General features: G+C 39.6%; 11 protein-coding genes. 10 read left to right on the forward strand and 1 reads right to left on the reverse strand.

The window, feature by feature from the left end; translation table 11 throughout:
- The first annotated feature begins 5 nt into the window (after positions 1-5).
- The 5 genes from ACM40_RS15870 to ACM40_RS15890 are packed head-to-tail and all read left to right on the forward strand — an operon-like array spanning position 6 to position 5,794.
- On the forward strand, positions 6-3,611 hold the full coding sequence (locus ACM40_RS15870; RefSeq protein ID WP_048503707.1) for a response regulator: 3,606 nt from the start codon (positions 6-8) through the stop codon (positions 3,609-3,611).
- Positions 3,612-3,977 carry a response regulator gene (locus ACM40_RS15875; RefSeq protein ID WP_048503708.1) on the forward strand — a complete coding sequence of 122 codons (366 nt, stop codon included), beginning with the start codon at positions 3,612-3,614 and terminating at the stop codon, positions 3,975-3,977.
- Positions 3,977-4,807, forward strand: coding sequence for a CheR family methyltransferase (locus ACM40_RS15880; RefSeq protein WP_048503709.1), 831 nt, complete (start codon positions 3,977-3,979; stop codon positions 4,805-4,807). Before ACM40_RS15875 ends, ACM40_RS15880 begins: the two co-directional genes overlap by 1 nt.
- A gap of 11 nt (positions 4,808-4,818) precedes the next feature.
- Positions 4,819-5,391: a chemotaxis protein CheB gene (locus ACM40_RS15885; protein WP_048503710.1), complete on the forward strand. Its 573-nt coding sequence runs from the start codon at positions 4,819-4,821 to the stop codon at positions 5,389-5,391.
- A 37-nt stretch (positions 5,392-5,428) separates the two neighbouring features.
- Entirely contained in the window at positions 5,429-5,794 is a 366-nt protein-coding gene (locus tag ACM40_RS15890; RefSeq protein WP_048503711.1) for a response regulator, read from the forward strand.
- Between the two features lie 65 nt (positions 5,795-5,859).
- On the opposite strand, the gene ACM40_RS20420 is transcribed toward ACM40_RS15890, so the two are convergent.
- On the reverse strand, positions 5,860-6,162 hold the full coding sequence (locus ACM40_RS20420) for a hypothetical protein (RefSeq protein ID WP_131705375.1): 303 nt from the start codon (positions 6,160-6,162) through the stop codon (positions 5,860-5,862).
- 177 nt (positions 6,163-6,339) lie between these two features.
- On the opposite strand from ACM40_RS20420, the gene ACM40_RS15900 reads away from it, so the two are divergent.
- The 5 genes from ACM40_RS15900 to ACM40_RS15920 all read left to right on the forward strand — a co-directional run.
- Entirely contained in the window at positions 6,340-7,506 is a 1,167-nt protein-coding gene (locus ACM40_RS15900) for a cytochrome-c peroxidase (protein ID WP_083996879.1), read from the forward strand.
- A 76-nt stretch (positions 7,507-7,582) separates the two neighbouring features.
- Entirely contained in the window at positions 7,583-8,371 is a 789-nt protein-coding gene (locus tag ACM40_RS15905) for an SDR family oxidoreductase (RefSeq protein WP_048503713.1), read from the forward strand.
- A gap of 94 nt (positions 8,372-8,465) precedes the next feature.
- Positions 8,466-9,008, forward strand: coding sequence for a helix-turn-helix domain-containing protein (locus tag ACM40_RS15910; RefSeq protein WP_048503714.1), 543 nt, complete (start codon positions 8,466-8,468; stop codon positions 9,006-9,008).
- 87 nt (positions 9,009-9,095) lie between these two features.
- Complete coding sequence (locus ACM40_RS15915) at positions 9,096-10,034, forward strand: hypothetical protein (RefSeq protein ID WP_048503715.1); 939 nt, start codon at positions 9,096-9,098, stop codon at positions 10,032-10,034.
- A 114-nt stretch (positions 10,035-10,148) separates the two neighbouring features.
- Positions 10,149-10,720, forward strand: a 572-nt coding sequence (locus ACM40_RS15920) for a DUF2723 domain-containing protein (RefSeq protein ID WP_048503716.1), incomplete at its 3' end; no start/stop codon positions are given.

Raw genomic sequence — 10,720 nt, forward strand, 5'->3', positions numbered from 1 at the left:
TTCTCATGCCGAAAAAAATAATCAGAAATCTTCAGTTTGGAGTCGGGTTATCTTTACTGATCCTGATTGCAAGCTCAGTGGCTTCCTATCTGAGCATTCAGAAACAGATGGACCATCGGGAAAGCCTCTCCCAAAGCAGGAAATCCATTACAGCTGTAAAAGATGTTCTTATTGCCTTACTGGACGCCGAAACAGGAAACAGAGGTTACCAGCTTACAGGAAAAGAAAGCTTTTTAGAGCCTTATAACCGAAGCCTGAATGAATATGGAAAAGCTATTGAACGTGCAAAAGCCCTGGATATTTCAGATAAAAACCAGCTCGAACGTTTACATGCTTTGGAAGAAAATGTCAAAAATAATGTCGGCAATTTAAAGTACTTTGTTCAGAACAGAAAGAATGGTATTGTCATGACTCAGCAGCAAATCATGCAAAGCAAAAGCTACATGGACAAATGCCGCCAGATTGTCCGCGATTTTGTACAGTATGAGGAAAGGCAGCTTGACATTAAAAATAAAGATCTCAACCGTTCATCTGCAACAACCGTTATGTTTATTATTGTTTCGGCATTGGCAGCGGTGGTGGTTACGATATTTTTTTATATTAAACTGAGAGCAGATCTTATCCGCAGAGACAAGCTGGAAAAAGAATTAAGAGCAAAAGATCTTGAAATAAGCAGAAGGGTAAGTGCTATCCGTGAGATCGCCAACAGGGTAGCCAACGGCGATTATAGTCAAAGGGCAGTAGATCATTCACAAGATGACCTCGGTGATCTGGTAGATTCTCTGAACCATATGACCGATTCACTGAAAAAATCCTTCGATAAAATTAATAAAAGCGACTGGCGCCAGAAAGGGCTTGCATTGCTCAATGAATCTTTGGTAGGAAATAAATCCGTGAAAGAAGTTTCCGACAAATCTTTAAATCAGCTGATAAGTTATGGGAAATGCATCAATGGGGCATTATACCTCTTTGATGATGGAGTCCTTAAGCTGAGTACCGCTTTCGGATTGGAAAGTACCATGAAAAAGACATTTGAACCGGGAGAAGGAATGGTTGGCCAGGCTTTTACCAATGAAAAAACACAAGCTTATAACAACCTGAATGAAGAAGATTTTGCGGTAACTTTTGCAAGCAGTAAAATAAAAATTAACGGAATACTTCTGCTTCCGGTTCATGCAGATGGCCATTGTATCGGTATTATTGAATTAGGATCCGCTTCCGGTTTCGATAAAGACAGGATTGGTTATTTTGATGAATGCAGCAGGAATATAGGAATTGCTTTAAATGCAGCCAAAGGCCGTGAAAAAGAGCAGCAGCTGCTGGAAGAAACACAGGCCCAGTCGGAAGAACTGCAGGTACAGCATGCCGAACTGGAAAACCTGAATACAGAACTGGAAGCCCAGACCCAAAAACTGCAGGCATCCGAAGAAGAACTGAAAGTACAGCAGGAGGAGCTGATGCAGGCCAATGCCGAACTCGAGGAACGTTCAAGAATGCTTGAAGAAAAAAATCATCTCATTGCAGAAAGGAACAGCGAAATCCAGAAAAAAGTAGAAGAGCTTGCCCTGAGTACAAAATATAAATCTGAATTCCTGGCCAATATGTCCCATGAGCTGAGGACTCCGCTGAATTCAATTCTTCTTCTTTCAAGGCTGATGGTAGAAAACCCGGATGAAAACCTTAATGAAGACCAGATAGAATCTGCAAAAGTTATTCAGAGCTCGGGAAGCAGCCTCCTTACCCTTATTGATGAAATTCTGGACCTTGCCAAAATAGAATCAGGTAAAATGTCCCTTGAATATCAGGAGGTCCTGATTAATGATGTGGTGACGGATTTGAAAAACCTCTTTAATCCGGTAATTCAGGAAAAGAAAATCAAATTTGATGTCCATATAGACAGCGATGTTGAAAAAACAATTGAAACCGACAGGCTCAGAGTAGATCAGGTACTGCGCAACCTTTTATCCAATGCTTTAAAATTTACAGCAGAAGGAAGCATTCATCTGAACATCACAAAAGACCCAAAAAAGAAGAATTTCATCATATTCAGTGTTAAAGATACGGGAATAGGAATTCCAGAAGAAAAACAGGCCATTATTTTTGAAGCATTCCAGCAGGCGGACGGCTCCACGCGCCGCAGATTCGGAGGAACCGGGCTGGGATTGTCCATAAGCCGTGAAATTGCAAGACTGCTTGGAGGAGAATTAACCCTGAAAAGTAAAGTGAATGAAGGCAGCGAATTCAGCCTTATCATTCCTGTAACTGCTGTTTCTGAAACGGGACAGGCGCCTGAAACCGACCAGCACCTCGTGGATATTATCCGCGAAGACGTTGAAGAAATTCAGAATATTTTAGACGATACAGAAGCTGAACCAACTGCACCCGTTGAAATACTGCCAATCCCCGAATCTATAGAAGATGACCGTGACGGGATTACCACGCAGGATAAAGTGATTTTAATTGTTGAAGATGATATTCATTTTGCAAAAGCGCTACTTAAATATGCCCGCATGAACCAATACAAAGGAGTAGTGGTGGTGAGAGGGGATCATGCGCTATCCGCAGCGGTTCAGTATCATCCACAGGCTATTTTGCTTGATGTTCAGCTGCCTGTAAAAGATGGATGGCAGGTAATGGACGAACTAAAATCCAACCCCGCCACCAGACCCATTCCGGTACACATGATGTCCGTACTGCAGCTTGAAAGAGAGAGTCTGATGAAAGGCGCTATTGATTTCATTAATAAGCCTATGGCTCTTGATAAAATGACCGATGTATTCAGAAAAATTGAAGAAGCGCTCCAGAGATCTCCCCAAAAGGTCTTAATTGTAGAAAACAATGCTAAACATGCCAGTGCACTTGCTTATTTCCTGAGTAATTTCAATATTTCCTTATCCGTAGAAAATAATGTGGAAGACAGCGTTAAAGCATTAACCTCCAATGTGGATTGCGTCATCCTGGAAGCCTCTAAAGGAAATGAATATCAGGTTATTGAATCCATAAAAAGCTATGAAGGATTAGAAAATTTGCCGATCATTATTTTTACTGAACACAGCCTTTCCAAATCTGAAGAGCTCAAGATCAAGCAGTATGCAGATTCCATCGTCGTAAAAACAGCCCATTCTTACGAAAGGATTTTAGATGAAGTAGGATTATTCTTACATTTGGTGGAAGAAAAAAACAACTCCGTTGAAACGGCAAGAAATAAAGTTTTAGGATCCCTGACAGAAGTGCTGAGCGGTAAAAAAATATTGATTACCGATGATGACGTCCGGAATATCTTTTCTTTAACCAAAGCCCTGGAAAAATATAAAGTGGAGGTTGTGGTTGCCATGGACGGGAAACATGCCCTGCAGCAGATAGGAGAACACAAAGATATAGACGTTATTTTGATGGATATGATGATGCCTGAAATGGATGGCTACGAAACCATTAAAGAGATCAGGAAAATGCCTGCATTCAAAAAGCTTCCGATCATTGCCATTACTGCAAAATCGATGATAGGAGACCGCGAAAAGTGTATCGAGGCAGGTGCTTCAGATTACATTTCAAAACCTGTAGATATTGATCAGTTGTTATCCTTACTCCGTGTTTGGTTATATGAAAGTTAAATGATGAATAAGAAAATTTTAATTGTGGACGATGATCCACGGAACATATTTGCACTCAAGCTCACCCTGAAATCCCGCGGATATCAGATAGACAGCTGTACCAGCGCCCAGGTAGCCATTCAGATTTTAAAAGAAAATGAAATAGACGTGGTACTTATGGATATGATGATGCCTGAAATGGATGGGTATGAGGCCATAAAGACAATAAGAAATACACCGTCTATCAGTCAGATTCCTGTGATCTCGGTCACTGCGCAGGCTATGCCGGAAGACCGCCAGAAATGTCTCGATGCGGGAGCACAGGATTATGTGTCTAAACCGATTGACGTAGACCAGTTGATGACCGCCATAGAAAAACTTTCATAATGCTGGAGCCGAGTATTGTAAAAGATGAAGAAGTAGAATACCTTATAAAAGACGTTTATGAGATGTACGGCTATGATTTTTCAGAATACAGCCGGGCTTCTTTTAAACGCCGGGTAAACCGCATCTGCCTGATTGACAGGTTTACCAGTTTTGCAGAGCTCCGGTACACCATCCTCAACGATCCGGAATACCTGAAACGTTTTGTGGAAGAAATAACGGTGAATGTCACGGAAATGTTCCGCGATCCGCATTTTTTCAAAGCTCTCAGGGAAAAGATTTTACCCCAGCTGGGAACCTATCCGCTCATAAGGATCTGGGTGGCAGGCTGCTCTACCGGCGAAGAAGCCTATTCCATGGCTATTTTGCTTAAAGAGACCAATCTCTACCATAAATCCTTGATATATGGTACAGACCTGAATCCGTCCGTTCTGGAAACTGCACGCTCGGGGGTTTTCCCATTGCATCAGATGAAAACTTATTCTGAAAATTATATTTTATCAGGTGGTAAAAAGGATTTCTCGGATTATTATACCGCCAATTATGACAGTGTGAAATTTGATAAGAGTCTACAGGAAAAGCTCATCCTGTCTACCCATAATCTGGTTTCGGACAGCTCTTTTAACAGTTTTCAACTGATCATCTGCAGAAATGTACTGATCTATTTTGACAGGGGACTGCAGGAACGCGTCTTTAAACTTTTTGATAACAGCCTTGAAAATTTAGGATATCTTGCACTGGGTGCAAAAGAAACCCTCAGGTTTTCCAGACTGGACAGGAACTACCATCAGGTAGACGACCAGAGAATCTGGAAGAAAGCAGAGCACATATAATACGTTTGATCATGGAAACAGCCAATACAAATACAGAATTAATTGTGATAGGAGGGTCTGCGGGAAGTCTTCAGGTCATTCTTGAAATGCTTAAAAAATTAAAGACCAATCTGGCTTTTCCTATTGTGCTTATTCTGCACCGTAAGGCTTACTCTACAAACATTTTGCAGACATTGCTGCAGCAGTTTATTTCAATCGATGTCGTGGAAATTGATGATAAAACAGAAATTGAGAATAATAAAGTTTATGTAGTTCCCGCAGATTATCATCTGCTGTTCGAAAACAAAAATATGATGTCGCTGGATTTTTCAGAGAAAATGAACTATTCGCGCCCTTCCATTGATGTTACCTTTAAGTCTGCTGCAGAAATCTATGGTGAAAATGTGGTGGGAGTTTTGCTGTCAGGAGCCAATGCCGATGGAGTGGAAGGTTTGGGATTTATCAAAAAAAATAAAGGAAAAGTCTGGATCCAGGAACCCGAAACGGCGGAAGTGGATTATATGCCCAGACATGCCCTGCAGGAAGTAGACTATGACTTAATTATCAAGCCGGATAATCTGGCAGACTATATCAATCAACTATAAAAAAGTATAATAAACCTAAGATTTAAATAGAAAGAATATGAGTACAAAGAAGATTTTGATTTTTGATGATGATACAACAATTTTAGAGGTTATTACCATCATTTTTGAAGAGAATGGGTATCAGGTCGAAATTTCAGAAACATCTCACGATATTTTGGAAAAAGTTTCCAAGTTTCAGCCCGATGTTATTCTTATGGATAACTGGATTCCAAAGATCGGAGGAGTGCAGGCGACTCAGCTATTGAAAAGCCACGAGGAATTCCAGTCAATTCCCGTTATTTATGTAACGGCTAATAATGATATTGTCAGGCTGGCGGAGGAAGCTCAGGCAGATGATTATGTGGCTAAACCATTTAATCTGGATGATCTGGAAGAAAAGGTTGCCAGATATTTACAGAAATAAAATAAGGCGGATAATCCCATACGAATTATATAAATCCTTACATCATCTGTAGGGATTTTTTATATTTAAATAATTCTTCGCAGAGGCTGCTTCGTTCTCCCTTCAAAATACCTTACCCTTTCACGCATAAAATCAACAGTACAATTTCCGTTATTGATTTCGGAAATCAGTGCTGATAAAAATAATTTCAATTCGGGAAAAACCAGTATTTTATTCGTAAACGTAGCGGCTATAATCATTTTTTTCGATACAATATTCTGTGCAAAGGTATATTCACCTTCCAGATCAATGTTCAGGGAAAATTCATTGGCTATGCTGAGAGATAAATACCGGTGTATCAGGTCTATATTTTGTAACATATTTTCCATCTTTGGTGTATTTACAGAATATACAATAATATTTGTGCCATACTTGTTTTTTTTAAGTTTTTTTAATTGATAATCAAAGGAAAAGAGAGAGAATCGTTGGTCAAAAATATAATCTTCCCAACCAATTTTAAAAACTATTTGGCAGATTTCTTTATTTTTGCCCAAAAGCTGTTAACTATGAAAAATGTCCTGAGCTGGATATTGATTACATTTCTTGCCGTTTCTCTTTTGAATAACTGCTTCAGCAACAGCATCCGGAAAGAAACGAAAGAGAAAGCCTCATTTCTTGCCAGATTGAGGGAATTATATTCTTCCGGAGATTCTTCCAAATGGCCAAAACCGATCCTGGATCCCGAAGCCAGACCTTATTTTTCTGAAATAGGACATCTGCCGGACATTCAATACCCAAACGATAATCCCTATTCCGAAGACAAAGCATTGTTGGGGAAAACTCTTTTCTATGATCCCCGGCTTTCCAAATCCGACCAGATTGCATGTGCTTCCTGCCACGATCCCGAACTTGGCTGGTGCGATAACCGGACTTTTTCTTTCGGGCACAACAGGCAGCTTGGCACCAGAAACGCGATGAGCATCCTGAATGTAGCCTATGCACGCACCCTGTTCTGGGACGGCCGCGCTAACTCTCTTGAAGAGCAGTCGGAAATGCCGATCCGGGATGAGAGGGAAATGAACGGACATATTGATCTCGCAGCCGGGAAAATTGCAAGGATCAAAGGATATGAAATCTTATTTGAAAAAGCTTTTGGAGATAAAACCGTTTCAAAGGACCGGATTGCCAAAGCCATAGCTGCTTTTGAAAGAACAGTAAGAAGCGGAACTTCCAGTTTTGACCAGTTTATTGACGGTAAAGCAGAAATTTATTCCGATGATGAGCTGATGGGGCTTCATCTTTTCCGTACCAAGGCACAATGCATGAACTGCCACAGTTCCGGCTATTTTTCCAATAATCACTTTGAAAATGTGGGAACCTCTCTTTTGGGATCAAAAGAAGAAGATCTGGGAAGGTATCTGGTGACCAAAAATCCGGAAGATGCGGGGAAATTCCGTGTACCGGGACTGCGTGAAGTAACAAGAACGGGCCCGTGGATGCATAACGGATCCATAACAACCCTCACGGAGGTCATCCGGTTTTATAGCAGAGGAAATCCCGAGCATTCCCAAAAACGAACAACAGTTCACCAGGGAGTAACACTTACTTCTGAAAAATCGGGTTTTGTAAGGCTGCTGGACCTTACTGATGAAGAAATTGCCCAGCTGGAAGCATTTCTACGTACTCTGTCTGCAAAGCCGGAAAGAGTTGTGCCCCCTGCATTGCCTCAATAATCATAGAAGAACATTTGGCTGGAATTTAAAGCTTTTTTGCTACATTTATAGGCAGCAACCAGCAATACAGATTAGTATGAATATTGAACTTTTTTCAAAAAATGCTTTGGTAGGAGCAGCTACCCAGGGAATAGGAGCAGGAATAGCTTCACAACTCGCAAAATGTGGAGCCAATGTAACCGTAATGGCCCGCAACGAAGCCAAACTGAAAAATATAGTATCTTCATTGCCTATCGTTGGTCCTCATCAGAGGCATCGATATCTGGTAGCAGATTTTTCCGATTTTGAATCCTACAGAACAATTATTTCTGAATATTTCAGCAGCCAGTCTGTAGATATTCTGATCAACAATACCAATGGTCCGGAGCCGGGCCCGGCACTGGATAAAAATGTGGATGATTACCAAAAAGCCTTTGATTTACTTTTTAAAACCGTTTGTGAAACAACATTGCTGGCCCTGCCTCATATGATAAAGCAGAAACACGGGCGCATCATCAATGTTTCTTCACTGTCTGTAAAGGAACCTATCCATAATTTGTCACTTTCAAACTCTATCAGGTCTGCGGTAATCGCCTGGGCGAAAACCCTGTCCAGTGAAGTAGCACAACATCAGGTTACAGTGAACAATATTCTCACAGGATATTTTGATACCGAACGCATTCAGAATCTGATCCGCCATGAATCCCAGCAGACCGGAAAGTCTCAGCAAGAAATAAAGAAGGCAAGAGAAAATAAAATTCCTATGAAAAGACTGGGCAAAACTGAAGAGTATGGCCATTTGGCAGCCTTTTTAGCATCAGACTATTCAGCGTATCTTACCGGAGCGAGCATTCCTTTGGATGGAGGTCTGAACAATACGTATTAATTAAATATTAATTTACGTATAGTAAAAGACAGAAATCCTACTTTATGAACATATTTCTTATTAAAAAGGATTATACTAATTACTGATAAACCAAATGAAAAATCTGGTTAGAACGTTAAGAGAAGCAAAGAATATGACCCAAACTGAGCTTGCAGAAAGGTCAGGCCTTTCCTTGCGTACCATTCAGCGTATAGAAGCAGGAAGTATTCTCAAAGGATTTACCCTTAAAGCCATTGCCCGGGCTTTGGAAGCAGACCCTGCTGCTCTGATTTCCACAGCCGGAAAGAAACCAGTGGTAGACAGAGCAAAATTGATCAATATTTCTGCCTTACTGGGACTTATTGTGCCATTTGGAGGGGTAATATTTCCTTTAATTTTAACTTATAAAACCAAAGATTCACTCAATAAAGATCTTGGGAAAAATATTGTAAGTATCCAGATTATACTAGCTGTTATAGTTTCTGTTTTAATGATTGTAAGTCCGTTTATCCAAAGAGTATTATCCATACAAACACCTCTTTTTCTTATATTTTTAATTGCATTTCTTTGTATTAAACTATTGGTTATTATCAAAAACGGGATCTGTTTGAATACAAAAGAAGATTTGTGCATTAAGTTGAAAACCAGTTTTTTATAAATGCTATCATATTAATGACGTAAGAATGTCATAGGTTTTCGGCAGGAAAATCAATTGCAAATACTGAATCTTGCAGAAAATTTAAACATGAAAATTTTTAAGAGAATTGCATTATCGGTTGTTATATTTATCACATTGCTATTATCAGGCGGTTATTTTTATTTTGATAAAAAATTTACTCCTCCGAAAAATAATCTGACGGTTTTCGATATTGCCCAAAATGTGGCTATATGTTGGGATTCTACAGACGAGAACACTCATGCGGCAGTTCTTCTTCCTGTAAGACTAAAGGGCATTGACAGAACTTTTTATATGCAGTTGGATTCCGGTTCTCCAACCACTTTATTTTATAAAGAATCATTGGAAGCTATTCGGGAAAAATTTCAATATCCTATTCAATGTAATGCCGGACAAAACAGGATTTCTTTACAGTTCACAACTGGAAACATGAAAATAGCTTCTGATGATTTTGAATTGCGAAGTTATGGAAATGCAGCAGACCTTGATTATACTAAGAAAAATCCTATCATTGGAACTATTGGTACAGACCTTTTTGAAAAGAGGATTGCGGTATTGGACTTTAAAAATGAAACATTCTCATTCCTAGAGAGTATGGATGAAAAAGAATTTGAGACTTTTGAATTCAAAAAACGGAAAATCCTTATTCCTGCAGTGATTGAAGGTCAAAAATTAAAATTACTTTATGATTCTGGAACCAGCGGTTATGAACTGATTACCAATAATGAAGAATGGCAGAAATACAGGAGAGAGGGAGGAAGTATTAAAAAGGAAAAAGGAAACTCATGGGGAAATATTCTTACCGTTATTTCTGCTCCTGCGGATAAGATGATTGGGATAGGAAACCGAGCTCTTAAACTTTCGGAAGTTACTCATATAGAGGGAACTTCAAAAATGCAGAATTTTTTAATGAAAACGTCAGGAATGCAGGGAATGATAGGAAATAAGCTTTTCCTGAACCATACACTGATTTTGGACTGTAAAAACAGAAAATTTAAATTAAAATGATCTTCTCGGTACAATCCCGGCTATTTTTACCTGACTGAATAAACTTTTTGTATATCCCTATGTAATAATTCCCCGATCTGGATTGTCTTACTATGTATTGAAATTACATAGTATATGAAAAACTGGTCTTTTAAAAAGTGGAACACCGTTTTAGGATGGGTGATTTTTACCATTGCACTCATTACGTACGGCTCCACCATGGAGCATTATCTGAGTTTCTGGGACTGCGGCGAGTATATTTCCTCTGCGGTAAAACTTGAAGTAACGCATGCTCCCGGAGCAGCTTTATTCCAGATTGTAGGTGCTGTGGCCAGCATATTTGCTTTAGGAAATGAACAAAACTATGCGATTGTGATCAATGCGATGTCTTCACTTTTCAGTGCGTTTACTATTTTATTTTTATTCTGGACGATTACCCATTTTGTAAGACGGCTGTTGAACAAGGATTTTGATGAAGTGACCAAACACCAGGAAATTTCCATTCTTTTTGCAGGAGCTGTAGGGGCTTTATGCTTTACCTTTTCGGATAGTTTCTGGTTTTCTGCAGTAGAGGGAGAGGTATATTCCATGGCTTCCATGTTTATTGCTTTACTTGTTTGGTTAATTACCAAATGGGAGAATGAATACCTTGCCAAAGACAGCGAAAGATGGATTATCCTTATTTTCTTTGTATTAGGACTTTCTGT

Source organism: Chryseobacterium sp. BLS98 (genome assembly GCF_001045445.1).
In the GTDB taxonomy this organism is placed as follows: domain Bacteria; phylum Bacteroidota; class Bacteroidia; order Flavobacteriales; family Weeksellaceae; genus Chryseobacterium.

Bases quoted from the DNA above. Each gene is read 5' to 3' on its own strand.
- ACM40_RS15870 (WP_048503707.1), top strand. From the start codon at position 6: ATGCCGAAAAAAATAATCAGAAATCTTCAGTTTGGAGTCGGGTTATCT.
- ACM40_RS15875 (WP_048503708.1), top strand. From the start codon at position 3,612: ATGATGAATAAGAAAATTTTAATTGTGGACGATGATCCACGGAACATA.
- ACM40_RS15880 (WP_048503709.1), top strand. From the start codon at position 3,977: ATGCTGGAGCCGAGTATTGTAAAAGATGAAGAAGTAGAATACCTTATA.
- ACM40_RS15885 (WP_048503710.1), top strand. From the start codon at position 4,819: ATGGAAACAGCCAATACAAATACAGAATTAATTGTGATAGGAGGGTCT.
- ACM40_RS15890 (WP_048503711.1), top strand. From the start codon at position 5,429: ATGAGTACAAAGAAGATTTTGATTTTTGATGATGATACAACAATTTTA.
- ACM40_RS20420 (WP_131705375.1), bottom strand. From the start codon at position 6,162: ATGGAAAATATGTTACAAAATATAGACCTGATACACCGGTATTTATCT.
- ACM40_RS15900 (WP_083996879.1), top strand. From the start codon at position 6,340: ATGAAAAATGTCCTGAGCTGGATATTGATTACATTTCTTGCCGTTTCT.
- ACM40_RS15905 (WP_048503713.1), top strand. From the start codon at position 7,583: ATGAATATTGAACTTTTTTCAAAAAATGCTTTGGTAGGAGCAGCTACC.
- ACM40_RS15910 (WP_048503714.1), top strand. From the start codon at position 8,466: ATGAAAAATCTGGTTAGAACGTTAAGAGAAGCAAAGAATATGACCCAA.
- ACM40_RS15915 (WP_048503715.1), top strand. From the start codon at position 9,096: ATGAAAATTTTTAAGAGAATTGCATTATCGGTTGTTATATTTATCACA.